Origin of the sequence: Streptomyces spinoverrucosus (assembly GCF_006539505.1) — a bacterium.
Classification (GTDB): domain Bacteria; phylum Actinomycetota; class Actinomycetes; order Streptomycetales; family Streptomycetaceae; genus Streptomyces; species Streptomyces spinoverrucosus.
The window spans coordinates 77349-104012 of record NZ_BJND01000008.1 but is presented as its reverse complement, the minus strand read 5'-3'; the positions used below and the strand labels follow the sequence as shown (position 1 = coordinate 104012).

Annotated in this window: 16 protein-coding genes; 7 read left to right on the top strand and 9 right to left on the bottom strand. The window is 71.0% G+C overall.

Annotated features, from left to right (window positions below; all coding sequences use genetic code 11):
* Nucleotides 1–20: 20 nt before the first annotated feature.
* Nucleotides 21–2522 (top strand): Hsp70 family protein, encoded by a 2502-nt coding sequence (locus tag SSP24_RS06645; RefSeq protein ID WP_141307851.1) that lies wholly within the window; start codon nt 21–23, stop codon nt 2520–2522.
* Between the two features lie 133 nt (nt 2523–2655).
* Here SSP24_RS06645 and SSP24_RS06640 read toward each other — a convergent pair whose 3' ends face one another.
* The 5 genes from SSP24_RS06640 to SSP24_RS43915 are packed head-to-tail and all read right to left on the bottom strand — an operon-like array spanning nt 2656 to nt 11123.
* Complete coding sequence (locus SSP24_RS06640) at nt 2656–3963, bottom strand: hypothetical protein (RefSeq protein ID WP_141307850.1); 1308 nt, start codon at nt 3961–3963, stop codon at nt 2656–2658.
* A gap of 45 nt (nt 3964–4008) precedes the next feature.
* Complete coding sequence (locus SSP24_RS06635) at nt 4009–5121, bottom strand: DEAD/DEAH box helicase (protein ID WP_141307849.1); 1113 nt, start codon at nt 5119–5121, stop codon at nt 4009–4011.
* A 5-nt stretch (nt 5122–5126) separates the two neighbouring features.
* Nucleotides 5127–7007, bottom strand: coding sequence for an MrfA Zn-binding domain-containing protein (gene drmB, locus SSP24_RS06630; protein ID WP_141307848.1), 1881 nt, complete (start codon nt 7005–7007; stop codon nt 5127–5129).
* A complete protein-coding gene (locus SSP24_RS06625; RefSeq protein WP_141307847.1) occupies nt 7004–10153 on the bottom strand; it encodes a helicase-related protein in 3150 nt (1049 codons plus the stop codon). The genes drmB and SSP24_RS06625 overlap by 4 nt, the downstream gene beginning before the upstream one ends.
* A 52-nt stretch (nt 10154–10205) precedes the next feature.
* A complete protein-coding gene (locus SSP24_RS43915) occupies nt 10206–11123 on the bottom strand; it encodes a sigma-70 family RNA polymerase sigma factor (protein WP_229864887.1) in 918 nt (305 codons plus the stop codon).
* A gap of 843 nt (nt 11124–11966) precedes the next feature.
* On the opposite strand from SSP24_RS43915, the gene SSP24_RS06615 reads away from it, so the two are divergent.
* The 3 genes from SSP24_RS06615 to SSP24_RS06605 are packed head-to-tail and all read left to right on the top strand — an operon-like array spanning nt 11967 to nt 17190.
* Nucleotides 11967–13790, top strand: a complete 1824-nt coding sequence (locus SSP24_RS06615) for a DUF4357 domain-containing protein (protein WP_141307845.1) — start codon at nt 11967–11969, stop codon at nt 13788–13790.
* The gene (locus SSP24_RS06610; protein ID WP_373306662.1) at nt 13787–15055 is read left to right on the top strand and encodes an McrC family protein; all 1269 of its coding nucleotides are present in this window, start codon (nt 13787–13789) and stop codon (nt 15053–15055) included. The genes SSP24_RS06615 and SSP24_RS06610 overlap by 4 nt, the downstream gene beginning before the upstream one ends.
* Nucleotides 15055–17190 carry a UvrD-helicase domain-containing protein gene (locus SSP24_RS06605; protein WP_141307844.1) on the top strand — a complete coding sequence of 712 codons (2136 nt, stop codon included), beginning with the start codon at nt 15055–15057 and terminating at the stop codon, nt 17188–17190. The genes SSP24_RS06610 and SSP24_RS06605 overlap by 1 nt, the downstream gene beginning before the upstream one ends.
* A 20-nt stretch (nt 17191–17210) precedes the next feature.
* Here SSP24_RS06605 and SSP24_RS06600 read toward each other — a convergent pair whose 3' ends face one another.
* Nucleotides 17211–18866 (bottom strand): N-6 DNA methylase, encoded by a 1656-nt coding sequence (locus SSP24_RS06600; RefSeq protein ID WP_167529528.1) that lies wholly within the window; start codon nt 18864–18866, stop codon nt 17211–17213.
* A gap of 156 nt (nt 18867–19022) precedes the next feature.
* Here SSP24_RS06600 and SSP24_RS06595 point away from each other — a divergent pair, with 156 nt between their 5' ends.
* The 3 genes from SSP24_RS06595 to SSP24_RS42750 all read left to right on the top strand — a co-directional run bounded on the left by SSP24_RS06595 (nt 19023) and on the right by SSP24_RS42750 (nt 21815).
* Entirely contained in the window at nt 19023–20726 is a 1704-nt protein-coding gene (locus tag SSP24_RS06595; protein ID WP_141307842.1) for a TIGR04141 family sporadically distributed protein, read from the top strand.
* A 424-nt stretch (nt 20727–21150) separates the two neighbouring features.
* On the top strand, nt 21151–21429 hold the full coding sequence (locus SSP24_RS06590) for a DUF2332 family protein (RefSeq protein WP_167529524.1): 279 nt from the start codon (nt 21151–21153) through the stop codon (nt 21427–21429).
* Entirely contained in the window at nt 21426–21815 is a 390-nt protein-coding gene (locus SSP24_RS42750; protein ID WP_218037067.1) for a DUF2332 family protein, read from the top strand. Before SSP24_RS06590 ends, SSP24_RS42750 begins: the two co-directional genes overlap by 4 nt.
* A gap of 20 nt (nt 21816–21835) precedes the next feature.
* Here the strand turns inward: SSP24_RS42750 and SSP24_RS06585 are convergent, their stop codons facing one another.
* Genes SSP24_RS06585 through SSP24_RS06575 form a run of 3 tightly spaced genes read right to left on the bottom strand, consistent with a single transcriptional unit; the run spans nt 21836 to nt 26552 of the window.
* On the bottom strand, nt 21836–23581 hold the full coding sequence (locus SSP24_RS06585) for an ABC transporter ATP-binding protein (protein WP_141307841.1): 1746 nt from the start codon (nt 23579–23581) through the stop codon (nt 21836–21838).
* Complete coding sequence (locus SSP24_RS06580; RefSeq protein ID WP_141307840.1) at nt 23578–25317, bottom strand: ABC transporter ATP-binding protein/permease; 1740 nt, start codon at nt 25315–25317, stop codon at nt 23578–23580. The genes SSP24_RS06585 and SSP24_RS06580 overlap by 4 nt, the downstream gene beginning before the upstream one ends.
* Nucleotides 25314–26552, bottom strand: a complete 1239-nt coding sequence (locus SSP24_RS06575; protein WP_229864889.1) for a nitroreductase family protein — start codon at nt 26550–26552, stop codon at nt 25314–25316. Before SSP24_RS06575 ends, SSP24_RS06580 begins: the two co-directional genes overlap by 4 nt.
* Nucleotides 26553–26664 lie beyond the last annotated feature (112 nt).

Genomic DNA, 26664 nt, shown 5'->3' with positions numbered 1-26664 from the left:
CCATCAGGAAGCAACCTTCCATGCACCGGACTCTCGGCATCGACCTCGGCACCACCAACTCCGTCACGGCCTGGCTGCACGGCGGCGCTCCCGTCGTCCTGCCCAACCGGCATGGGGACAAGGTCACCCCCTCGGCCCTCGGCATTGACTCCCACGGTGCCCTGCTGTTCGGGCAGGAAGCCCTCAACTGGCGTGTTGCCGATTCCAGTTCTGTGATCACTGAGGTCAAGCGGCTGATCGGGCGGCGCTGGGACGACGAACTCGTACAGCAGGCGCTGAAGGCACGGCCTCACGATGCGCCTCCCGTCCGGGCGAGCGCCGACGGTTCGGTGGAGATCCGGCTCGGCGAGCACTACCTCTCCCCGGTGCAGGTCTCCGCCATCCTGCTGCGCCGGCTGAGGGAAGACGCGGAGAGCACCGCGGGGGTGCCGTTCCGGCGTGCGGTGATCACGGTGCCGGCGCACTTCGCCGAGCCGCAGAGACACGCGGTGCGTGAGGCGGGACGACTGGCCGGTTTCCACGTGGCGCGCATCGTGGAGGAACCGACCGCCGCCGCGCACGCCTTCGGCGTCAGAACCAGGGAGAACGGCACCACGGACTACGCCACCGTGCTCGTCTTCGATCTGGGCGGCGGCACCTTCGACGTGTCGCTGCTGACGATCGGTCCGGGTTACTTCTCGGTGAGCGAACTGGGCGGAGACAACCTCCTCGGCGGCTCCGACTTCGACGCGCTGCTGGACCGGCACCTGCGCGAGCAACTCGACGGACGCGACCACAGCGGCGAACTGGACGCCTTCCGGATCCGGGCCGCCGCCGAGCGCGCGAAGATCGAACTGTCCTCGCGGGACGTCTCCGAGGTGATCCTCGCCCCACTCGGGAGGCAGGGAGGATCCTGGTCCGGTGCGGTGCGGCGCACGGTCTTCGAAGGGCTCCTCACCGAGCATCTGCGCCGGATGCGGGAGACGGTCGAGTCGGTGCTGAAGGAAGGCGACACGCTGCCGGAGGACGTCCAGCGCGTCCTCCTCGTCGGCGGCTCCACCTTCATCCCGGCCGTCCGACACGACCTGGAGGACCTCTTCGGCAAGGAAAGGGTGGCGCACACGGTCGATCCCATGATGGCCGTCGCCCAGGGCGCCGCCGTCGAGGCCGGTCTCCTCAGCACCCTCGACTGTCCCGCCGAGACCTGCACCGTCGAGGGCATTCCCGTCACCGCCGACGCCTGCCCGGGCTGTGCCACCCCGCTGCTCGGCACGGCCACGGTGGACTGCCCGACCTGCCACGTCCCCGCCCCCGAGCTCACTGCCGCCTGTCCCGTGTGTGCCACGGACCTCTCCGGGCTGCGCGCGACCGCTCCGACGGCCACCCGCACGGAGTGCCCGGAATGCGGCCGGGCCGACAACCCCGCCTCCGCGACCGTGTGCCTCGACTGCGACGCGCCGCTCGACGCGGGCGGCCTGAAATGCCCCGACTGCGGGATGGTCAACGCCACCGGCCTCAGCGCCTGCTCGCTCTGCGGCGGTGACTTCGGCACCGCCCCCGCCGAACAGGTCACGGCACAGCGCCTCGGACTCGAGCTCGCTGACGGCACCGTGGAGCTCCTCTTCCCCAGCGGTACGCCCTACCCGACCGAATGGCGCCCGGTGGACGACCTCGTGGTGCACGGCGGCAACGGCAGATCAGTACGGTTCCAGGTCTGGGAGGGGCCGCACCTGGGCTCGGCTCAGCGCAACGAGTTCTGCGGCGGCTTCGCCGACCACCGGACGGACGGACTCCGGGGGGACGTATCGCTCGACCTTCAGGTGCGGCTCGACTCCGACCGGACCGTCGAACTGAAGTACCGCATCGGCTCCGGCGACTGGCGCGGTGCCCGGCTGCGGCGCAGCATGGTCTCCACGACTGTCGGCCGAAAGGCGGCTGAACTCCACGACCGCTACACCGATTTCCTCCGCAACTGGGGCCAGGAGGCCACACCCGCCGAGCGTGACGCCCTCACCGAGGTCATGGCAGATCTGGCGGCCCTCAGCCAGGGGGAGGCAATGGGCCGTTCCCTGGACGGACTGCTGGACTCGGCCCGCGACACCCTGGAGACCTGCACACGGGCCCGAAGTGTCTTCGCCCGGGCGACGATCGCCGCCCGGGGCGGACGTGGGCTGCTGCCGCCGCCGCTCCTGGAGGACCTGCGGAAAACCGCGGAAGCTGTCATGGACGCGCGCAGGGCCATGAACGCCGACGCGATGCGGGCCGCCACGGAGCGGGCCGAGGAGCTCCTGAGCTCACTCGACCCGGCGGTCCGTTCCTCGCTCCTCACCATCCGCCTCGCCGAACAGGATGCCTACCCGGCAACCCTGCGCAGGGAGGTCCTGGCCGCCCGGGACGCCCTGCGCAGCGCCGTGGAACGCGGCGACCAGGCTGCCCAGGACACCCAGCTCGTACGCCTGGGGCGGCTCGCCGAACAGGGCCGTGGCGAGTTCGCGGAGGTGAGCACGCCCACCACCGGGAGCGTACTGCCGTCGAAGCGGTGACAGGCTGCGGGATGCGGCACGGGTGCAGGGCGCATTCGGCCCTGCACCGCATGCGTCGATGGGCCCAGCCCCTGGACACTTCCGGTGCGGGGCGCGGGTCCCAGTGGGGCGCAGAGCGCGAGCACACCCACGCCTACACGGGCAGCGCAGGGAACACGACCACCGAGCCGTCCTTGTCGCGGGCGATCTCAATCGCCACGTCTGTCGTGCGGTTGTTGACCGTGACACCGTCGGCCAGCTGGTGAATCCGGTGGGCCGCGCTCATGAGGCGATCGACTTCACCGGTCGTGAAGACGAGCCGCTTGCCGTTCGGGCGGGCCAGTTCCAGTGCCGACAGGCGTACCAGGACACCGGCGATACCCGACTCCAGCTCGTCGAGGCGCTGCTGATCGCGCTTGAGTGCGCGGGTGAAGTTCTCGAACGGATTGCCAGGCTCGCTCTGGGCGTGCTCGACGGCCTGGAGGACGACGACCCGCCGCATCAGCGCGATGGCCAGGGAAGCGAGTTCGAGGTGGGTGCGAAACGTGCCTCCATGGTCGTCGACGCCGGGGAACGACTTGGTCAGCGTGCCGAGTTCGACGGCCTCGCCCTCGGGGAGTCTGTCGAGCGCGCTCTGCCATCGGGCGAGGCGGATGTCGGCTTTGCTCAGCGCCGTGTCGATGGTGTGCACCGCCGAGTCGAGTCCCAGCGAGACACCGAGCTTGCCCTGGTCGAGCAGGATGGCCGTGGCCTTGTCGATGGCGGCACGGCAGCCGTTGAGTGCACTGTGCTCGTCGTCGAGCTTGTCCTGCTGAAGTTGCTCCAGCAGTTCCGTGATGTTTTCGATGGCCTGCTGGCGCTTGTGGTCGGCGTGCGCGCTCACGCCCACCGCCACGGCCATGAGCACGAGCGGAGCGGCCACGGTGAGCGCCGTGCCGCCGGCGGCCACGGCACCGGCGGTCGCACCGGCCCCGCCGGCCGTGCCCGCCGCCGCTCCTCCGACCGGCACGAACGTCGCACCGCCGGCGATTTTGCCCGCTGTGTCCACGAGCGGACCACGAATGCCACCGGCCGCCGCCTTCGACGCCATCGGGCGAACGATGCCCTGCCCCAACTGGGCGGCGACCTTCGCCGGGACCACCATGCGATACAGATTCTCGCCGGAAGCGGTCGCTCTGGCCGCCGTAAGGGAACTTCGCGTCGATTGAGTGATGAACTGGGACAGGTGCTGCGCCAAGGGACTCGCGGCGTCGAGCGGGATGCCACGGCCGCGGTCGATCCTGTCGGGCAGCGGATGTACCTCAAGTGTGGCAATCGGCTCGTCGGCCAGGACGGCCAGCACTCCGCGCAGTTCAGCCAGACGCTCAGCCGTCATCGACTCGCCCGCGGTCAACGCTGGCACCCGGACGTCAGCGGTCGCCAGCGTCCACACGGGCACGGTCGTCTTGCGGTCGTCAGTCATCGTCTCCCCTTGTCTTCCAGCATGCTCGTAGCCTCAGTCGCGCCATCACCGCACGTGCACCCACCCGTGCAGCCCCTCCAGATGCCGCGGCAGCCGACTCCCCTGCCAGCCCAGCACCAGCCGCTCCCGTGCACGGGTGATCATGACGTAGTACGCCATGCACAGGGTCGCCGCCGTGGGGTCGGTGGCGGAGTCGGTTTCCGCGTCTGCGATGACGACGGTGTCGAAGTCGAGGCCCTTGGCGCTGGCGCGGTGGACGAGGACGACCCCGGGGCGGGCGAGGTCGAGGTCGCGATAGCGGCCGGAGGAGGCTGCCGAGCTGTAGAGCTGGGGTTCGTGGGCGAGGCCGGCGCGTTCCAGGCGGCGCATCAGGTCGGCAGCCGTGCGCAGGGAGTTGACGATGACGCCGATGCGGTCCCGCGGGTGCCGGGCCGCCAGGCCGACGATGTCGTCGGCGAGGTCCTTGGTGCCGGAATAGTGGCGGACCACGGGCAGCGTCCCGCTGCGGAAGGGGATTTCGGGGCGGGTACCGCCCGTGCGGAAGTGCTCCGCGAGGGAGGCGATCTCGCGGCTGTTGCGGTGGTTCCCGGCGATCTCGACTCGTCGCGTGGAGCGGCCGAGGGCGTCGGTGATCTCGGTGAGGGTGGAGTTCGTTTCCGTGAGGCGCTGGCACTCGTCGGCGAAGACCGTCACGGAGGCGGCGGCGAGGCGGGCCATCCGGTAGAAGCCCGCCGACAGGTCCTGGCCCTCGTCGACGACGAGGTGAGGGGTGGCCGCCTTGTTCTCGCCGAGGGCGGCGGCAGCCTGTTGGGTGAGGGCCGCCCAGTCGAACCAGCCGTCCTGGACGCGCGGTGCGCCGTATCCGAAGTGGCGCAGAACCCAGCCGTGGACGGTGGCTGCCTCGACCGGTGTGCCGGGGACCGTGAGGCCCTGGACCATGCCGTTCAGGAGCTGGCGCAGCAGGTTGGAGCGGGACAGCAGCAGGGTGGGGCGGCCGGTGAGGGCGAGGTGGACGGCGCGGTGCGCGGCGAGCAGGCTCTTGCCGCTGCCGGGTGGGCCGCTGACGACGTGGTTGCCGGTCAGCGGCAGGGCGTCCAGGCAGTCACGCTGGGCCGGGGTGAGATCGGGGTGGAGCACGGGGGTGTTCGCGGTGGTCATGGGTGTCATCCCTGGGCGATGGCGGCGGCGGACTCGCGGCTCGAGGTGAGGACGTCGGTGAAGTAGCCGGGCACGCGGGCGGAGCCGACGACCAGGGCGCGGTCGAGCAGGGTGTTGCCGGTCTGGCAGCTGGTCTCGGGCAGCAGGGTGCAGGCGTGGCAGGCAGCTCGGTTGAGGTTGCCGAAGCCCTGGCCGGTGTGCTCGGCGCACAGCGGGTCGGCGGAGCACCAGGCGGCGGCTTCCAGCATCCGGATGAGCGTCTCGGCGAAGTGCGGTGCCTCGCCCTGCCGGACCAGGCCACCGAGGGTGCCTTCCGCGTCACCGGCGGCCGTGTAGATGAGCAGTCCGTGCTGGCCGTACTCGGGGCGGCCGTAGACGCGCTCGCGCAGGCTGGCGGTGGTGTAGCCGGAGTCGAAGGAGAGCTGGCGGATGAGGAGGTGGGCGACGGTGTGCAGGAGCAGGAAGCGGGGCGAGAGTTCGCTGCCGGTCGTCTCGGCGAGCTGTTCGTCGCGGAACGACGCGTCGAGGTCCGTACGGACACCGTGGACGTGGGCCCGTACGCGGGGGTCGTTCTCCCAGGCGGCAAGGCGCTGTTCGTCCAGGGTGAGGACGATGCCCTCGCCGTACACCTCGGTCGCGGGGAGCCAGCGCAGGCGGCCGCTGGTGTCGGCGGGTACGAGGGTGCCGCCCGGGGAGTGGCGGCGGAAGCCGGTCGGCGCCCGCACCTCGCGGAGGCGGTCGGCCAGGACGACACCGCCGATATGCGCGTCGAGGGTGGCCCAGGGCTCCTCCTTCTCGCCGTCGAGGCCGAGTCCGCTGCGGCGGACCGCGAACTCCTTCGTGGCTTCCGGGAGTCGGGCGGCGTCGAAGGCGTACCACTCGTCGCGGCTCAGGTCGATCTTTCCGGACCTTCCGGACTCCTGCCGGTCGGGCGCCGGCGCGGGGGCGCCCGTGGCCTCCGCGACGAGCTGGTCGATGAGGCTGTCCGGGGCGTCGGTGTCCTCCTTGATCATGTCGCGGAAGATGTCGGCCCTGGGCGTGCCGAGCGCGTCGATCAGGTTCGTCCAGTAGCCGTGATCCAGGACGGCCTCCGCCATGCTCCGCTCCGCACGCGGGGCTTCGGCGGTCTGGGGGATGTCGAGCGCCGAGTAGACGACCGGGTAGTAGACGTTGCCTGCGGTGCGCTGCACGATGTGCACCTGCTGGCGGCAGGAAGTCCTCGTATCCCAGTGCTGCCAGGGGTTGCGGCCGGAGCAGTGTCCGCCCTGGGGGCCGAGGACGTCGAGCAGGTCGCGTTCGGCACCGCAGGGCTTGCCGCCCTCCCTGATCGCTTCGCAGCGCACCGAGAGCGCTTCGAGTCCGGAGGCGCGGTCGGCGACGCGGAAGCTGAGCCGGCGTGCCTTCCAGGCGTGCTTCGACTCCGAGCAGGACTCGCGCAGTTCGGGCGCGAGCTTGGAGTGGGCCCAGTACCACCAGTCGACGTCGTCGAGGTGTCCGTCCGGGCAGATGCGGACGAACCGCATCGGGGTGAGGCGGGGTGCTGCGGCGCAGGACGTGCAGACGGGCGGCTCGCCCGGCTTCTCGTGCTCGCGCAGAAAGCGGACCATGGCCCGGCAGGAGCCGCAGAACAGCCAGCCGGGGAAGCGTACATAGGGAACGCCGGGGCGATCGACCTTGTCGTAGCGGTCGTTGAGGGTGTGGGGCGCGGCGTAGAAGCCCTTGACGCCGAGGCGGGTGGCGAGCCGGTCGGAGGGGACGGGGGTCTTGAGGTCCGGCCACCTCTCGATACCGGCGGCGACGAAGGACTCGCCCTGGACGTCGAGTACCGCGCCCACGCCGAACGGCAGCACGGTCTGCGCCTGGCGGACCCGGAGTTTGCGCTTCACTTTCCTGCTCCCGTCACGGTGATCTGGCACTCGCGGTCCACGCTGCGCATCGAGTTGAGGGTCTCCCACAGGCCGCAACGCTGCTCGAAGCCCTTGAGCAGGTTGTGCTGGCCCTTGCCCTGACTGCGGTAGTAGAGGTCCTTGCCCTCGGCGGCGGCAGTGTCGGCCTGCCGGTACCAGTCATCCAGGAGGTAGCCGAGTTCCGCTCGTACGTCAGCGCGTACGGCGTCGGCGTCGGCTTCTGTGGCACCGTGCTCAGTGGTCGCGGCGCGCTCGGCGAGGGCGTCGGCGATCCGCCCTGCCTCGTCCTTGTGGTCGGTGATCCGTCCGGCCCGGCTCTCGGCGGCCAGGCCGAGCCGGTGGCGGACCAGGATGACGAGCGCGGCGTGCAGGGCACGTCGGCGCGCGGGCAGGGACCAGGGGGTGACGCTGGCGGGTTCGACGTAGCGGTAGAGCGCCCGGTGGTAGTCCATGAAGGTCTCGTAGTGGGACCGGTCGCGCGGGCGCGTGGCGTTGAAGTAGGTGACGACGAGTCCGGGCACGTGGTGGCGGCCGACGCGGCTGGTGGCCTGGATGTACTCGGCGGTGGTCTTGGGCTGGCCCTGCATGAGCATGTACGCGAGCCGCTTCACGTCGACGCCGACGGAGAGCATGTTGGTGCACGGCAGGAACGACACCGACCGGGGGTCCGTCCAGGGCTTTTCGAGGCGGTCGAGGAGGATGGGCTGATCGGCGCGCTTCACGCTGCTGTCGAGTTGCTGCACCTGCTCACCGACCAGCTCGCGCGTGCCCGCACCCTCGTCGAGGCCGCGGAGCTGGGCGGGGATGTCGTCGCCGGCCGCGGTGACGGTACGGCCGAGTTCGCGCAGGCTGTGGTGGTAGGCGACGAGGGTCCAGTAGTCGTCGCGGTGTTCCTCGGGGAGCTGGTGGACGCCCTGGAGCATGGCCGCCGTGGTGGCGACGGCGCCGCGGCCCGCGGTGTGGCCCTGCGCCATGACGCCGAGGTAGAGACGGCCGGGGCTGCCGGTGTCGGGGACGGCGAAGAAGCTGTCGCGGGCGTCGAGTCCGGACGGCGGGAAGAGCTGGACGTCCTGGTGGTGCAGGGCTCGGACCTGTTCGGCGGAGCGCCGGATGGTGGCCGTAGCGGCGACGATCTTGGGTGGGCGGCCGTCCGGGCCGGTGCACAGCTCCAGGATGGCCGCCTCGTAGAGGCCGACTGTGGTGCCGAGCGGTCCGGTGAGCAGGTGCAGCTCGTCCTGGATGATCAGGGACGGGGGCCGGTGGCCGGTGCCCGCGCCGAAGAGGTTGCCGGAGTCGGGCTCCCAGGCGAGCCGGGCGAACTTGTCGACGGTGCCGAGGACGAAGGTGGGCGGATCCTCGTAGAGGTGCTGGTCGACGACGGCGACGGGCAGGAGGTCGTGGAAGGCGCACTCGTCACGGGTGCAGTGGAAGGCGAACTCGTCCGCCTCGGCGCGGACTCCGTAGTCGGAGCGGACGCTCGACCAGGTGGGCGGCAGGATGCGGGTGCCGCACCACGGGCAGCGGTCGAGAATGAAGACGTCCTCGGGGTGGCTCGCCGCGCCCTGCTCGTCGAAGGCGACTTTGGCCGCGTCGAACTTGTTCGGGGTGGTGGTGTCGCCGACCCACAGGCCGATGGTGATGGGTTCACTACCGAGGCCGAGTCCGGGTTCGGTGCGGCGGAGGTGTTCCAGGGCGCAGATCGTGGTGGCGGCGCGCTGGAACTGCTGGGTGGTGAGCAGACTGAGGGTGTAGCGGCTGAGCACGGTGGTCCCGCCGCCTTCGCCGCGGATCCGGCGCAGGGCGATGGTGAAGGCGGCCAGGAGCAGATACGCCTCGGTCTTGCCACCACCGGTGGGGAACCAGATCAGGTCGGTGGTCTCGCGGTCGCGGTGTCCGGGGTCGGCGACGCCGTCGAGGGCGAGGAGGAAGAAGGCGAGCTGGAACGGGCGCCAGGTGGCCTCGGGGTCGACGGGCGGGTCGAGGGCTACGGGGTCCGCGCGGTGGCGCCGCTGACCGGCCTGGTCGGGGGCGGAGTGCCGCATCTGGAGCAGCATGGCGCGCTGGGCGATGCGAAAGGCGTCGAGGAGTTCGGGGCGGTCGGGGTCGCACAGGGTGCGCACGCCGGCCTCGATGCGGGTGACCGCCTGGCGGACGCGGTCGAGGATCCGCTCCGCGGCTTCGCGGCCCCAGGGCGGCACCTCGACGGATCGCTGGCCCACGTACCAGGCGTGGTACGAGGCGGCGAACTCAGCGAGTTCCTCGCGGAGTTGGTCCCTGTCGACGGTCGGGTCGGCGAGGTGGGAGATCGTGAGCGCGGGGGCGTCGAGCGGGCCGCCGGCCCGGACGGCGGGTACCTCGGCGCGTGGCAGGGCTTCGCAGGTGAGGAGTTCGACACCGCGGTCCTCGCCACGGTCCTCGCGGACGGCGCAGCCATGTCCGACGGCGTGGGTGACGACGTGCCGGTACTGAAGGCGCAGTTCGCGTTCCTCGGGATCGCGACTGGCGAGCCGGACGCTGGGATACGGCAGCACGGCGCCATCGGCGGGGCGGACGCTGAGCCGGCACTGGAACAGCATGTCGTCCCAGTCCGGCGCCTTGTCGTCGGCACCGTCGTGGCGTTTCTCGTTGACCAGGGCCACGGTGATGAGCGTGCCCGCGCCGTAGGAGCGGCGGGTCAGCTGGATCTTCGCGCGGCGGTCGAAGACGGTCACCTCCTCCCGGTCGGGGCCGATGGTGTGTGTCTCGGGCGTGAGGGGGACGCGCTTCCAGCGCCGGCCGCGCCCGGGTTCGTTCCGCTGCGTCTCGTAGCGGGCGGCGGCACAACTCACCTCGACGTCCACGGCATCGGTGTAGAAGCTGATGCCGAGGGACGCGGGCAGCCAGCTGTTGGTCTCGGGCACGGGGTCGGCGGCCGGGTCCACGTCGGGGGCGTCCTGCTCGGCGCCGGGTGCCTCGGGGTCGTCGGCGGCGAGGTCGAGCCGACGCCGGCGGTCGGCCTGTTGCGGGTAGAGCGTGCCCATCAGGTACTGCCGGTCCGGCGGCGCGTCGAGCACCTCGTCGTCACCGCCGACGGGGCCGACGAGCTGACGGGTGAGGTAGTCGACCAGCTCCTGGCGCGGGTCCATGTGCGGGTTCCTTCGAATGAGGGGAGTTGAGAGGGTCGTGCGTCCGTCGGCTTCAGCGAGGCCGCGGCATCAGCCCATGGCGGTCCAGCTGGCCGCGGAACTTCCACTTGACCTTCGACTCGATCTGGCGGATGCGCTCGCGGGTGACGCCGAAGACAGCCGCAATGTCCTCCAGCGTGTCCGGCTCGTCACCGTCGAGTCCCGTGCGCCGGATGACGACATGCCGTTCACGCTCGGTGAGGTGCTCCAGGACGTGCCGCAGGCGTGCCAGGAACTCCTTGCGGACCACCACGGCGGCGGGGCCGGGCAGTCGGCTCGGCCCGATGATCAGGTCACCGAGGGCGGTATCGTCGCCGATGATCCGGTCCAGGGAGTCGGTGGGCCGGCTGATTCTGCGCACCTCTTCCACTTCGGCGAAGGTCAAGCCGCTGGCGTAGGCCACGTTGTCGATGGTCCTGGGACGGCCTTCGCCCAGAAGCTTGCGCTCGGCCACGGCGACCTTGCTCACCTTTTCGTGCATGTGCACGGGTATCCGGATCAGAGTGCCCTCGTCGGCGACCGCCCGGGTGATGGCCTGCCTGATCCACCAAGTCGCGTAGGTCGACAGCTTGTAGCCCTTGTCGACGTCGAATTTGCGGACGGCGCGCATCAGGCCGATGGTTCCGTGCTGGACGAGGTCATCGACGTCCAGTCCCCGCCCCTGGTATCCCAGCGCGATCTTCCACACGAGCCGCTGGTTGTGCCGGACAAGGCACTCGTAGGCACGCCACCGCTCACCGTCGCGGGGCAACTCCGCGATCTCCTCCGCCGGAACATCGCGGCTGAGACTGTCCGTACCGCCGCGCAGGAGAACCGCGAGGCCGACCTCCTCGTCCGCCTTGAGCACCACCTTGGCCAGGTCCCGGCGCCACCGGTCCTCCTCCAGCACGGCCCGGGCCGCACGGACGGCCTCGGCCAGCCTCTCGTCCATGACGGAAGCGGCGGATCGAACGCGCTTCTTGCCGGTCGGCACCTTCGTGGGCACAGCGCTTCGCGCCGGACCCGTGGAAGGAGCCGCCGGGCGAATCTGGCCGCCCGCCGCTGCCTGAACGGACATACCGAGCGGGCGGGGACGGGTGATCGGAAAGTCGGCGGTCAACTCGCGCCCCTCAGCGGGGCTCAGCCCGTGGAGCCGTACGACACCGTCGTGGGCGAGCTTGCTGACAGTGCCGTCGGTGTCGGTGTAGCGCGACAGCATCCGCCGGGCCTGGGCCAGGCGTCGGGCCGCTTCGCTGGGGACGGCCGCTGGATCAGGGACGGTCTTCCACCGCGGTCCCGGCGGCGGCACGGGCCCGGCGGCTTGCGTGTCCGGCACAGCGACAAGTGCCGCGGCGGAGGTCCGATCCGGTTTCCGGCGCAACGGCTTCACGTGAAGACCGACAGCGGCCAGCCCATCGCGCAGCCTTCGCTGTTGCTCGTCGCTTGTGAGCCCGAGCCGGTCCGCCTCCACGACGAAGGCCCGATGACTCACGAAGCCCGAACGAGACGCGGAACGTCTCAGCCTCTCAATGACCGACGGCAACTCCGCCTCGATCGTGCGCCGTCTGGCCTCGGCCGTCGGCTCCCCACCCATAGTGCCCCCCCCACTTGAGCGTTCGAGCACCCGGACTTCCGGCAAAGGGTCGGCCGGGCACAACCAGCACTCTAGAGCCGACACGTTTACATCGTCAACACATTCCTCCGATTTGTTTACACCGTTGTAGGGTCACTTGACGACGTCAACAGGTAGGGTGAGGACGTTGGCGCAGGCCTCGCGACTCCCGGAAGGTCACCCGTGTCCCAACCCGAACTCCTCCCCGGCACACCCGAGTTCCGTATCAAGCTGCCCAAGGGCGGTGAGGCGCGCGGACATCTGCTCGCCGAGTTCGGCGGCAACGGCACCCACAAGTTCCTGCTGCGGCAGGGTTCCCTGGTGGCCGCCGAGGCCTGGCCCGGGCTCGGCGACCATGCCCGCCGCAACCGCGCGGAGCTGCGCGCTAGCGGCGGCCTCGTCGACGCGGCCGCCGATCCCAGCTTGCCGCAGGCGGAGCGCCGTTGGGTGGCGATTCAGGACATCGAGTGCAACTCCTCCTCGGCCGCCGCCGCGCTCGTGTACGGCTACGACGCCTCCGGCCCCGAGTCCTGGCGCACCGCGGAGGGCCACCCGCTCGCCGACTATCTGTCCACCGGCTGGCGTGCCCCGCGCAAGGCGTGGCTGGTGCGCGGATCCAATGTCTCCGGGCACAACCTGGTGCGGCAGCTGTGGCTGACGGAGGGTTTCGTCTCTCTGGCGGCCGCACATCTGCCTCCCCTGGAGGAGACCGACCCGACCAAGAGCGCGCTGCGCCGCTTCGTGGAGGAGGGGTACGAGGGGGCGGCCTCGTACAACCAGAAGCGGGGCCTCGTCGACGAACTTCACGCTTTCCTGACGCAGATGCGCATCGGCGACACCGTCGCCACCATCGGCGACGGATGGCTGCACATCGGGCGGATCACCGGGGATGCCGTACAGACCTCGTCGCCGGGCGGGTTGTCCAATCTGCGAAGGACCGTCGCCTGGATGCCGCAGAGCCATGCGTACGAGGAGCTGCCGGAGGAGATCCAACAGAAGCTGTCCGTCCAACACGACGTCGTCGATCTGACCGGTGTGCTGGACGCGCTCGACGGGCTCACGGGGCAGACGGACCCCACGACCCCGGCGGCAACCGGCGACACCGGCGAGCACCCGGCCGTGGAACGACCGGCGCAACGCGAGCTGTCGCTGCCGCACATCACCGAGGAACTCGCCACCGACCTCCTCGTCCACGATCGCGCCTGGTTGGAGGAGATGCGCGAACTCCTCATTGATGAGCGGCAGCTGGTGCTCTACGGCCCACCGGGCACCGGTAAGACCTACCTGGCGATGAAGCTCGCCGAGTACTTCGGTGGCGGTCCGGAGCAGGTCAAGATCGTGCAGTTCCATCCCTCGTACGCCTACGAGGACTTCTTCGAGGGGTTCCGGCCCGTGGAGGACCCCGAGACCCGGGACGTGGCCTTCCGGCTGACGGCGGGCCCGCTCCGGGAGCTCGCCGATCTCGCTTCCCGAGAGGGTAACCGGCACATCCCGCACTTCCTGATCATCGACGAGATCAACCGTGCCAATCTGGCGAAGGTCTTCGGCGAGCTGTACTTCCTTCTGGAGTACCGGACGCGGTCGGTCCGTCTCACCTACTCCGGGGACGACTTCGCGCTGCCGCCCAACCTCTTCGTGATCGGCACGATGAACACCGCCGACCGGTCGATCGCTCTCGTGGACGCGGCGATGCGGCGCCGCTTCGCGTTCGCGGAGCTGTCCCCGCGCACCGAACCGACCGCCGGCCTGCTCGCGCGCTGGCTGAAGCGAGAGGGCAGGGACGTGGAGCCCGCCCGCCTTCTCGACGCCCTCAACGCCCGTATCGACGACGCCGACTTCGCCATCGGGCCGTCGTACCTGATGAAGCCGGGCGTCTACCGCGACGGCGGCCTCGAACGGACCTGGCGCACGAAGATCCTGCCGCTGCTGGAGGAACACCACTACGGCGAGGGCCTCGACGTCACCGCACGCTACGGCCTCGACTCGCTGCGCGAGCAGCACCCGTGACCGTGTCCGCGACCGTGGCCGTGGCCGAGGTGTCGCTGCGCGAGTACGGGCCCGCCGTCTCCGTCCCCCTGGGTGCCGGAGCCGGACAGGCTCTGGCCACCTCCGGCATCCTGCAGAGCGCGACCCCCGATCCCCGCCGGAACGGGCACTGGCTGCTGCGGGCGGGCAGCCGGGTCGGCGCCGTGCGCATGCCTGGAGGTCCGATCGTACGGATCATGCCCAAGACCTCGGTGAGCCGGCTGTTCTTCCTCCTCGGGTTCAGCCTCGACCCGGCCCGCGCCTGGCGCGACAGCCGCGAAGGCACCATCGACACCGGCGCGTACGACGACGTCGTCCCCGCACTCGCCCACGCCGTGGAGCGGCAGATCGACGGGGCACTGCGGCGGGGAGTCCTCCAGGGCTACGGGGAAGTGGAGGAGTCCGCGCTGGTCGTGCGCGGCAGACTGCGTGAGGCCGAGCAGATCCGGCGGCACTTCGGCCGTACGCCGCCGGTGGAGATCGCCTACGACGCGTACACCGCCGACACCGCCGAGAACCGCATCCTGCGCGCCGCCGCCGAGCGGCTGCTGCGGCTGCCGGACGTTCCCGGTCCCGTCCGGCGGCGCCTCGCTCATCAGCGCGTACGTCTGGCCGACGCGGCGCCGCTGATACGGGGGCAGGAACTGCCGCGTTGGCAGCCGTCACGCCTCAACTCCCGCTACCAGCCCGCGCTGCGGCTCGCCGAAGCCGTCCTGCGAGGAACCTCGCCGGAGCACCGGCCGGCCGGCGCCGAGCCGCTCGCCATGGACGGCTTCCTGCTCGACATGAACAAGCTGTTCGAGGACTTCGTGACCGTCGCCCTGCGCGAGGCGCTCAGGGAGCACGGCCTGACCGCGCGCCTCCAGGACCCCAATCACCTCGACATCGCGGGTCTCGTGGGCATGCGTCCCGACCTGGTCGTCCGCACCGGTGACGGCCGTACCCCGCTCGCGGTCGTCGATGCCAAGTACAAGGTCGAGAAGGCCGACGGACTGCACAACGCCGACCTGTACCAGGCGCTCGCATACGCCACCGTGCTCGGTCTGCGCGAGGCGCACCTGGTGTACGCGGCCGGACGACAGCCCGAGCGCTTCCACGAGGTGCGAGGAACGGCGGCGGGGCCGGACGGACAGGGAGTGCGGATTTTCCAGCACAGCCTCGATCTCTCTCGCGAACCAGAACAACTCCTCATATCTTTCCGAGAGATCGCCGGACAACTGGCGTCCGGGAGAAAGGAAGGGACCTGATGCCCCGGCTCGCCTTCGCCCAGAGCTTCTGGGACGGTTACGACACCTTGGAGAAGCCGGTCCGGGCCGGGGTGCGCAAGGCCATGGCGAAATTCCAGGCCATGAGCGCCGCCGAACTCAACGCGGACAAGGGGCTGCACCTGGAGTCCGTCCAGAACGCCCGTGACCCGCGGATGCGCACCATTCGCATCACCGACTTCTGGCGCGGGGTCGTGCTCGCCCCCGACGACGGCAGCGACATGTTCCTCCTGGTCAACGTCCTGCCGCACGACGATGCCTATACCTGGGCGGCGAAGCGTCTGTACAGCGCGAACTCCGCGACACGGGCCCTGGAAGTGCGCAACGCCGTCGCTCTGGACGAGCTGACACCCCTGTACGAGACGGCCGCACGCACGGCTCCCCGGCTGCTGTTCGCGGACGTCTCCGACGGCACACTGCGCGAACTGGGCATCGACGACCAAGTACTGCGCGCCGCGCGTTCACTGGTGGACAAGGCTCAACTGGAGGCTTTCTCCACCCTGCTGCCGGAGGATCAGCTGGAGGTGCTCCAGTACCTCGCCGAGGGCTTCAGCCCGGAAGAGGTCTACCGGGATGTCGTGGCGGTACGTCGCCCGGCCGACGCGCCCGCCGAACCGGTCGAGGACCTGGCCACGGTGATCACCAACACGTCCGCCCGCATCCGACTGGTCACCGGGCCGCGGGAGTTGGAGGAGATGCTGGCGAAGCCGTTCGCTGCCTGGCGCGTCTTCCTCCACCCCTCCCAGCGGCGCGTCGCCTACCGCACCTCGTACGGCGGTCCCGTCCAGGTCACCGGGGGACCCGGCACAGGCAAAACCGTGGCTGCCCTGCACCGGGTCAAGCACCTGCTCGGCCGCTCCGAGGACGGTCGCATCCTGCTCACCACGTACACGAACGCGCTCGCCGCCGGACTGCGCGAGATGCTCGGCCTGCTCCTCGACGAGGACGAGAAGCTGCTGGCGCGGGTCGATGTGACGACGATCGACGCCTGTGCGAACGGCGTCGTGCGCGCACACTCGGCGGCCGTGCCCAAACCGATCGGGGACCGGGAACAGCGGCAGTTGTGGGAGAAGGTGGTCAGGCAGCTCGATCTGCCGTTCACCGCCCAGTTCCTGGCCCAGGAGTACCGGCACGTCGTTCTCGGCCAGAACCTCCGCGATCTCGACGCCTACCTCGGCGCGAGCCGCCGCGGCCGCGGCACCGGTCTCGGTCCCGCGCGTCGGCGGGAGGTGTGGAGCGGCGTGGAGCGGTTCGAACAGATGCTGCGCGAACGCGGCGAGACCACACACCTGCGCATCTGCGGCCGCGCGGCGGAGCTCCTGGCCGACGCGCCGGCTCCGTACGCGCATGTCGTCGTCGACGAGGCACAGGACCTGCATCCCGCGCAGTGGCGGGTGCTGCGCGCGGCCGTCTCCCCCAGCCCCGACGACCTGTTCGTCACCGGCGACCCGCATCAGCGGATCTACGACTCCCGGGTGTCGCTGGGCTCGTTGGGCATCGCCACGGTCGGCCGCAGCTTCCGGTTGCGCGTCAACTACCGCTCCACGGAGGAGATCCTCGCCTGGTCGGCCCGCCTCCTCGCACCTGTCACCATCGACGCACTCGAGGGCGAGGGGACGGACTCGCTGGCCGGCTACCACTCCCTGCTCCACGGCAGCCGCCCCCGGGTGCGGGGATACGCCACCCGGCAGGAGGAGACCGACGCGCTGGTGGAGCGGATCCGAGTCCTGCTCGCCGAGGGCCTCGCGCCGCACGAGATCGGTGTGTGCGCACGCTTCAACCTCGCCCTGGACACGGCCGAGGAGAAACTGAAGGCCGCCAGTATCCCGGTGCTACGGGTGAAAGGGCAGGTCGCGCAGGGATCCGAAGGAGTGCGGCTGGCGACGATGCACGCAATGAAGGGGCTGGAGTTCCGGGCGGTGTCCGTGCTCGGTGTCGCCGAGGGCACCGTCCCGTTCGCCCGTGAGATCACCCCGCGTGAGGCGGACCCGCTCCAGCACGATGCCGACCTGCTCCGGGAGCGCTGTCTGCTCTTCGTCGCCTGCACGCGCGCTCGCGAAACCCTGAGTGTCACGTGGAGCGGGACCGCGAGCCCCTTCCTTCCGCCCGTCGCCTGATCAGCCGCCCGGCTCGGTCCTCATTCCTCCGGCGTCAGGGCGCCCGTCGCGAGACCGTCACGGGCGACCTCGGCGAGCTGCCGGCTCAGCTCGTCGACCTTGCGCATTCCCTCCTCGAACGCGGACAGGGCCCGGAAGGCAGAGCCGTACCGACGCTGCTCGTCGATGCCCATACGAGGGATGCGTGAACCCCTGCCGTCAAAGCGGTAGGTCCCGCTCGCGCTCGTGGCCCTGCGGGCGTTGGCGGAGCTGCGCAGGAACCCCTGCAGATAGTCCGTGTCGAGCTGCTCGCTGGCCGAGACCGGCTCCGGACCGTCGTACGCCACGAGCCCGGCGCGGGCGAGATCCGCGACGCTGGTGGTGGCACCATCCAGCGAGCCCGGCCCGCCGCCCGTCGCCAGCTCCGGCAGGAGGGCGGCGAGTCGACGGATCTGATCCTCCAGTTCCTTACGCAGGGCGGCGTACTCACCGGGGTAGTCGCGGTGCCGGGAACGGAGATGGCTCCCGGGTGTCAGGTCCACGGTGTCGTCGAGGAGTTCGATCAGCGGTACGTCGGCAGCCTGGTCGGGGCGTGGTTCCAGGTCCCCGTCGGGGCTGTTGTCCGTCAGGTCGACCATGCGCACGGTGTGCTGCGTGTCCGCCCCTCCCGGGCCCTCGGGGCGCTGCAGACACCACAGATGAACAGGCAGGGCGTGCGAGGTCGCCGTACCAGGTGGCAGGGCGATCACTTGGCGCACGATGCCCCGGCGTACGAGTTCCGCTCGGATGCGGCGACCTGCCTTGCGGTAGGCGACCGAAGCCGGCATGACCATGAGGACCTGGCCGCCGGGCACGGTGTGGGCGTAGGCGTGCTGGAGCCACGCGAGCTCACCTTCGGCCTTGGAGGGGGTGCCGAGGTCCCAGCGGGAGTCGAGCAGCAGTTCCTCCCGCCCCCACTCGGTCACGCCGGCCGGAGGGTCGCAGACGACCAAATCCGCCTTGAGGTCCTGCCATTCATCCGAGCGCAGGGAATCTCCAGCCACGATGCGCACGCCCGATCGGCCCAGAAGGTCGGCGCGGAGCTGTGCGAAGCGGGCGCTGTCGGTATCCAGCTCCTGGCCGCGGCAGACAATCCCGGGTTCGGAAGCGACGGACAGGAGCAGCACCCCGATTCCACAGGCTGGATCGAAGACCGTGGCATCGGACGGCAGCTCGGGAGCAAAGTGGCACACGGCACGCACCACACGCTCGGGAGTTACCTGGTCGGACCCGGCGCGCCGAGCGGAGTCCATGAACCGTTCGGTCAGTCCGTTCACGAGGTCGACGGGCGATCCGGTTCGGGCGAGCTCCCGTACCCGGGCGGCAACGTCGTCCGGCAGCTCCGGTCCGGTCCGGTCGGCCAGCACCGCGGCAACCTGTGCCAGGCCCGCGACCATCTGCTCCCCGTAGGCGGCCCTCATGGCCTGCCACAACTCGACCTCTGGTGACACCTCCTGGCCTTTGCGTTGCGCATCCAGCCATTCCTGGACTTCGGCGAGCGCGTAGAGCGGACTGTTCGCGGCACCTCCCGCCGGCGCGGGGAAGTCGTCGTAGCGCCGACGCCAGTTGGAGACAGCGGCCCGAGTGACTCCGGCCAGCCGGGCGATCTCGGCGCCGGTGACCAGTGGGCCGACCGATGAAGCGGCATTGTCCGTCATAGCCCCAGCGTACACGGGACGCCACCTCCCTTTCCAGAGTGCAGTCCGTTGACAACGTACACACATCGGTGCCACTCTCACCCGTGTACTTGGTTCGCCCCTGAACCAACACGCCGCAGAGCGTGTCCCAGCCACAGCTCTCCCCGGAGGCACCCCTTGGCATCGAACACCGCAGTACGCACCGTTTACCGGCTGTCCGGCGTCGCTCCCACCACGGAAGCCATGCTGTACACCCTTGACCTCGAACTTCTGGACAGGCTCGGCGCCGATCCGCATTTACCGGAGGCGCTCGGAGTCCCGGCCGTGTACATCACCTGCGGGATGGAGCGCACTGAGGCCCCGTGGTGCGAACCCATGTCGCGCACCACCGGCATCACGGTCAGCGAGAGTGTCCGGCGCACCGCTGCCGTGCTTCTGCTCGCCGTCGACGACACCGTGTACGCCATCGGCTGTGACCAGGGGTACCGACTGATCCCCGACCATCTCAAGGACAAGCGCTTCGGTCTCTCGTTCGCCATCCGGCAGATGGACCCGAGCCTGATCCGCGGAGCTGTCTCAAGGTCTCTCGGGCGGGCACGCACCGACATCTCGTTGGTCCCGGGCGGCGCCCCGGTCCCACTGCTGGGCATACGTGACCACTCGCGCATCGTGCGCAGCCTGGGCGGATACCTCGACGACCTGCCGCTCACCCGGTCGCGCTACACGCACGGAAAGGCCGTGAGTGCCCAGGGCGGGTGCGGACTGAGGATCGCCCTCGGAGTCGAGCCCGAGGCCCTGCTCTCCGACCTGCGGACCATCACCAGAATCTGCCGCGAGGACATGCCGCACCAGGAGCTGGAGTTCGTCGACCACATCGTCCCGGTCAGCGCTCCGACGACCCTCGACGCCCTCGACGAGGCCCTGGACGACTGTCTCGGCCGGCCCGCCGACGGAAGCATCTCCGCCTGTGTCCCCTCCGAACATCACATGGCATATGTGGAGGCCACCACATACATAACGCAGATTAATAGCCACGGTGCCCTGCGCTCCGACGACTTCGACCTCGGATACGTACTCACTCGGGCCCGCCTCGCACAGCCTGGGCAACGCCTCAACGCGCTGCGCGAGGGAACCGTGACGCTTGCCCGGGACCGCCGGGCGAGGGCCGCCGACACGCTCGCCGTCACCAACGCGCTGACGTGGTTGGAGACCGGCGTCTCGCTCGGCTCCAGACGGTTCTTCCTGATGGACGGTGAGTGGTACGAGGTCGGGGCCACCTATGTCGAAGAGTGCCAGGCCGCCGTGCGGGCGCTGTTCTCACCTTCGCCCTCCGTCTCCCTTCCCCCCTGGGCGGACGGCGAGTCGGAGAACACCTACAACAACAGGGTGGCTGACGACCGGCCCAACTGGCTCTGCCTCGACACCAAGAACGTCGCCAACCCTCTCCGGCCCAGGGACCAGGTCGAGATCTGCGATCTGCTCATGCCCGACGGCACCCTGATCCTCGTCAAGCGCGCAGGCGGATCCGGTCCGCTGAGTCACCTGTTCAGCCAGGCCAGGGTGGCGGTCGAACTGCTCCAGGAGTCCGCCCAGGTCCGCGCGGACTTCACCGCGAAGGTGGCCAGGCTGAGTGGCGGCGCTCGCCTGCTTCCGAATGACTACACGCCCAAGCGGATCGTCCTTGCGATGCTACTCAAGAAGCGCGGGAGCCTGACCCCGGATTCCGTCTTCGGGTTCTCCCAGATCACCATCGCCCAGACCGCGAAGGCCCTGGCAGCACGAGGGGTGACCGTCGAGGTTGTCGGAATCCCTCAAGGCGGCGCTGACACACTGTCCCCGCCTTTATGTGACGGGGGAATGCGTACGGCGGTCCCCGGCTGATTCTCCCCGAAAATACTCCTCCGCACTCCTCGAAACACCCGCGCCCCCACCTTGCACGGCACAGAGATCGGCCGTCAGAGGCGAGATCCCCGCCTGGGACATTGCTGGGACTGCCGGCTGAATCAACGGGCATGGGCGTGAGACAGCCGAAAGGCCATCTTCTCAGGTAAGCGAGGCGCAGCAACCCCGCGTGGCAGGTCACCAGGTCGCGTGGTCCCTTCCGGGACACTTGACAAGCGAATGCCGCCGCACCCCGTCTGACCCGCGGTGCAACGGGTCAGGAAGGGTGCGGTGGCATCCGTGGGACTGGTCTGTGACCATGAAGTGGTTCCTGACGATCCGTGGTCCGCCTAGACTCCGCGGGATGTCGAGATCGGCCGCAGGGAGCGCTGGACCCGTGGGTAGGGCCCGCACACTCGCTCAGGTGTACCGACGCTTTGGTGAGGTCGATGCCGCCGAGACATCGCCACTGTACGCGCGTGTCGCCGTCTCCCTGAGTGAGTCCGACGAGGCGCTGCGCGCCATCGAGGCGGCTCCGGCGCGCAAGCGGCACCCCACCGTGATCCTCGCCGCGCTGGACGACCTCGCCCTCGCCGGACGCGCCCCGGCGCTTGCCGACCCGGGCCAACGAGACCGGACGCTGCGCCGTGCTGTATCCGGCCATTGCCGAGGCGGCGCGCCCGGGTGGGCGCGCATGCGGTGAGGCTGATCGACGTGGGCTGTTCGGCCGGGCTCAATCTCAATGTCGATCGCGTGGGCATCACGTACGGCAACGGACCATCGCTGGGCGACCCGTCATCTCCCGTCCAGATGTCGTCTTCGACCGTGGGAGACCGGTCCATCCCAACGCGGGCGATTCCCGAGGTCGTCGCCCGGGTGGGCGTCGACCTCGATCCGGTTGACGTGGGCGCTGTCGCAGTGGAGGGGGTCGGAGTCGCGCCGACGATACCGACACTGGGTGATCGCCGCGCCTCTGGCCACAGCATCATCGGCCTGGTGGTGTTCGGCCAGTCGGCGCTGCGTGCCGAGGCCATCGGTCGATGCTGGTCGCAGGGCCGCATGCTGGCGTGGCTGGCAGAGGCCCAGTGACCTGAGTCGGAGATTTGTCGCTAGTTGGGTGGAGTGACGGCGAGGACGCGGCCCAGCGCGCTGTCGGGGCGCGTGGTGAGTTCCTCCCAGGTGCCTTCCTCCGCGATGCGGCCGGCTTCGAGGACGGCGATGCGGTCGGCGCGGCGGATGGTGGCGGGGCGGTGGGCGATGACGATCGTGGTGCGGCCTTCCTGGCCGAGCGCGGTGGCGAGTTCGGCGTCACTGGCGTTGTCCAAGTGGGCGGTGGTCTCGTCGAGGACGAGGACTCTCGGTTCGGCCAGCAGGGCGCGGGCGAGTGCGATCCGGGCGCGCTGGCCGCCGGAGAGGGTGGAGCCGCGCTCGCCGACGAGCGTGTCCATGGGGGCGATCCGGTCGACCCCGCACAACCTGGCCGTTTCGGCGAGGAGGTCGTCGTCCGCCTCGGGTGCGGCGAGCCGCAGGTTGTCGGCGAGGGTGCCGTGGAAGAGGGGGGTGTCCTGGCCCACCACGGCGACGGCACGTCGGAGTTCGGCATCGCTCACGTCACGTACGTCCACGGGATCGTCGTCGCTGGGTATGAGGTGCACTGTGCCCGAGGACGGGTCCCAGAAGCGGGCCAACAGGTGTGCGCACGTCGACTTGCCCGCCCCCGAGACGCCGACCAGTGCGAGGGTCTGCCCCGCGCGGACCGACAGTTCGACTCCGTTCAGCACGGGGTGACCGCCGTAATCGAAACTCACCTGCTGCAGCCGGACGCCCAGCGGACCGGAGGGCAGCGGGCGGGGTGAGGCGGGCTGCGGGGCGAGAGCGGGTGCCTTCAGGGCCGCGTCGACCCGGGCGGCGGCAGCGCGCAGCCCCACCGCCTGGCTCAGTGCCCTCGCCGACTCGGCGACCGGGCCCAGCACCGACAGGGCCAGCGCCATCGCCGCCGGGGCCCAGGCGCCGTGCAGCCGCCCGGAGGTCACGGACTGCGCCGCGGCGGCCACCACGCCGAGGACCGCGAGCACGATGAGGAGGTCACGGACCGCGGCGGCCATGGCCTCCCAGGTGGCCTCGGCACGCTGGGCCTCCCCTACCCGCCGGCCCTGTTCGGCGAGACGGCCGCGTCGCTCGGCGAGCCCGCCGAAGGCGAGCAGCTCACGCAGCCCGTCGACGGTCTCCACGGTGTCGGCCGACAGCTTCGCCGAGGCCGCCCGGGTGCGGGCCCCGCGCGCCGCGCGTCCGCGTGCGTCGGCGAAGGGCGCCACGGCGAGCAGCGCGGCGACCGGCAGCACCGCCACCAGCAGCCACGGCTCCACCGTGGCCAGCACGGCGGCACCGCCGGTGAACACCACGCCGGATGCCAGGAGTTGGGCGGTGGTATGGGCGTAGAAGAACTCCAGTGCCTCGACGTCGGCCATGGCGGTGGCGGCGAGGTCCCCGCTGCGCCGGCCTGCGACGCGGGCGGGCGCGCTGCGGGCGAGCCCGTCGAAGACGCGCACGCGCAGTTCGGCCAGCACCCGGTAGGCCAGGTCGTGACTGAGGTCCATCTCGCGCCAGGTCATCAGGGCCCGTACGAGGACCAGGACGATGAGCGCGGCGACCGTACCGGCCGAGGGGGCGCGGTCCTCGATGACGGCGGTGCCGACGGTGTGCGCGGCCAGCGTCAGCAACGTGACGAGCGAGCCCTGTTCGACGAGTGCCGCGGCACAGGTGCGGGCCATCATGATCCGGTGCCCGGCGAGGGCGGGGAGCAGGGCGCGCAGTGAGCCGCGCGCGGGCAGGTCCGTAGTAGTGCTGCTGCTCATGCGGCGAGCCCTCCCTGGTGAGCGTGGCCCGCCTTGACGAGCTCGGCGTAGACGCCCCCGGCTTCGACGAGGGTGGTGTGCTCGCCGACGGCGTCCACGCGTCCGCCGTCGAGAACGACGATGCGGTCGGCGTGCCGGACGGCGGCGAGCCGGTGGGCGACCACCAGGACGGTCCGGCCGCCCGCGGCGTCCAGCAGTTCACGGACGATGTCCGCCTCGCGGCGTTCGTCGACCGCGCTGGTGGCCTCGTCGAGGACGAGTACCGGAGCGTCGGCGAGCAGGGCGCGCGCGAGGGCGAGCCGCTGCCGCTGGCCGCCGGACAGGGTGGCGCCCCGTTCGCCGAGGACGGTGGCGTAGCCGTCGGGGAGGGCGGTGATCTCGTCGTGGATCCCGGCGGTGCGGGCCGCGCGCCTCAGCTCGTCGTCCGTGGCGTCCGGCCGGGCCAGGCGCAGGTTGTCGGCGATGGTGGCGTGGAAGAGGTACGTCTCCTGGGAGACGACGGCGATGCCCTGCCGAAGCGAGTCGAGTGCGTACGCGGTCACGTCGCGGCCGTCGAGGGTGATCCGGCCCCCTTGCGGGTCGTGGTGGCGCAGGAGCAGGGCGAGGAGTGTGGACTTGCCGGCGCCGGAAGGGCCGACGATCGCGGTCGTACGTCCCGCCTCGGCGGTGAAGGTGACGTCGCGGAGGGCGGGCGTCTCGGCACCGTCGTAGGTGAACTCGACGTCCTGGACGCGGAGTTCTGGCGGGCTCGGCCAGTGCGCTGGTGCCGTTCCCGTGTCGGGGACGGCGGGTTCGGCGGTGCGCAGTGCCGCGAGCCCGTCCGCGGCCGACACGCCCAGGTACCCGGCGTGCCATTCGCGGGACAGGTCGCGGACGGGCCGGAAGCACTCGGAGGCCAGGAGCAGCACCAGGTACGTGCCGGTCGCCGCGGTGGATCCGGTCACGGCCGACCAGCAGGCGAGGAGCGCGGCGGCCGCGGTGCCGCCCTGGATGGCCAGGTCGGTGATGCCGGTGTCGACGAGGGACACGCGCAGCTTGGCGACGGTCGCACGGTGCAGCGCCGCCGAACGCTTCTCCAGCCGCTCCCGGGTACGCCCGACGGCGCCTGCGGCCCGCAGCGCGGGCATGCCCTGCAGGGCTTCGAGGTAGTCGGCGCCCAGCCCCTCGTACGTGTCCCAGTGCTCCTTGCCGCGCTCGGCCAGCAGCCGGTCCCAGGCGCGCGGCCCGGCCAGGGCGAGCAGCAGGGCGGGGACGAGGCCGAGGAGGGCGGCCGGTTCGATGACCGCCAGGGCCGCGAGCAGCAGGGGCGGCACGGTGAGGGTGATCAGGAGCTGGGGCAGGTAGCGGGAGACGTAGGCGTCGACGCCCTCCACGCCGTCGACGAGGGTGGTGCGGACGGCCCCGGCACGTGCGGTCGTCAGGTGCGCGGGTCCCAGCCGTCCGAGGTGGGCGAGGAGTTCGTCCCGCAGAGCGACCCTGACCCTGGCCCCGGCGCGGGTGGCGGTGCGCCGCTGCCAGTTGCCGAGCCCGGCGCGTGCGACGACGACGCCGAGCACCGCGCCGAGGAGCAGCGGGAGCCGGTCCGTGTCACCGCGGGACAGGTCGGCGAGAGCGACCGCCAGCAGTACGGACTGCGCGAGGTAGGTGAGGGTGACGGCCGCCTGCAGGAGGGTGGCCGCGAGCAGGGGGCGCCGTGCGTGCCGTGCGGCGCGGCGCAGCTCGGGGTGGACGATCACGAGGTCTTCTCCTCGTCGGGGTGGGTGGTGCCGAGGGCCAGGCCGTGGACGATCCAGTCCCGGCCCGGTGCGGCGCCGAGTGCGGCGCCCAGGTCCGCCTGCTGCCAGGAGCCGACGGGGCGGGCGGCCAGCCCGTTTCGTACGGCGGTCAGGTGGGCCAGGTGGACGGCGAAACCGGCCCGTAGGTGCGTTCGGCGGATCCGCGCGGCGTCGGCGTCCGCCGGGCAGCCGTAGGCGAGCAGGACGGCGCCCGCGTCCGCGATCCACGCCTGACCCGCGGCCCAGACGGCGAGCGTCGGCCGGGCCTCCCCCGCCGCGAGGCGCCGCAGTGTGCCGTCGGGGGCCAACTCGACGAGTTCGGGCTGTGGTTCGCCGACAGCCGCGCACCAGGCGAGCTCATCGGCGCTTGCCTGGACGGCGGTGGTGAGCAGCGTGCGCAGTACGTCCCGGGAAGGGGTGCCTCCGAGCGGTGGCGGCGCGCTGCGGCGGGCCAGCAGCTCGCGGGGGGCGGGCACGTCCGAGGGCTCTTCGGGCTGAGAAACCCGGCCAACTCTCTGAGGTGGGGCGAAGTGCACTGCGGCGAGAGGGTCCTCGGCGAGCCCGTCCAGCCGAGGCACGGACGCATATGTGCCCAGCGCGCGAGCCGCGAGCCACAGCGCCGCGGCGGCATGCCCGGTGTCCAGCAGCAACAGCGGCCAGGCGCGGTGGCCGTAGTGGGAGGCCGTGCGCTGCGGGGTGACGGAGAGTTCGACGGTCGCCCCGGGCAGCGCGCCGTCGGGTTCCCGGCCGAGGCGGTGCACAGGGTGGCGCAGTGGGTCGTAGCCGTACCGCCCGGGCGGCAGCGGGCAGCGGGTGCCTACGACGAGTTGGGCGTCCACCGGGTGCAGCGCGCCCGCGGAGGGGGCGGGCCGCAGCCGCCCGGAGTCGTCCGAGGCCGCCAGGGAGAGGCGGAGCAAGGCCCGCAGGTCCAGCTCCCCGGCGCGGGCCTCCGGGATGGGGCTCGGCGGTCCCGGCCAGGCGCGGACGGCGGGACCGGCGGGTGTGTCGGGGCCGGGATTCTCCGGGGAGCGGGCGCGGGCGAGGGCGGTGACGAGGTCCACCGGACGGTCTTCGCGTGCAGGTTCCATGAGGCGTGCCTCATGGGCGTGTTCCCCGGGGGCGGCCTCGCGGGCGTGGTCCCCGGGAGCGGCCTCGCGGGCGTGGTCCCCGGGAGCGTCCTCACGGCTGCGCTTCACGGGACCGGCCCCACGACCGTGCTCCCCGAGACCGGCCCCACGACCGTGCTCCCCGAGACCGGCCCCACGACCGTGCTCCCCGAGACCGGCCCCACGGCCGCGTTCCACGGGA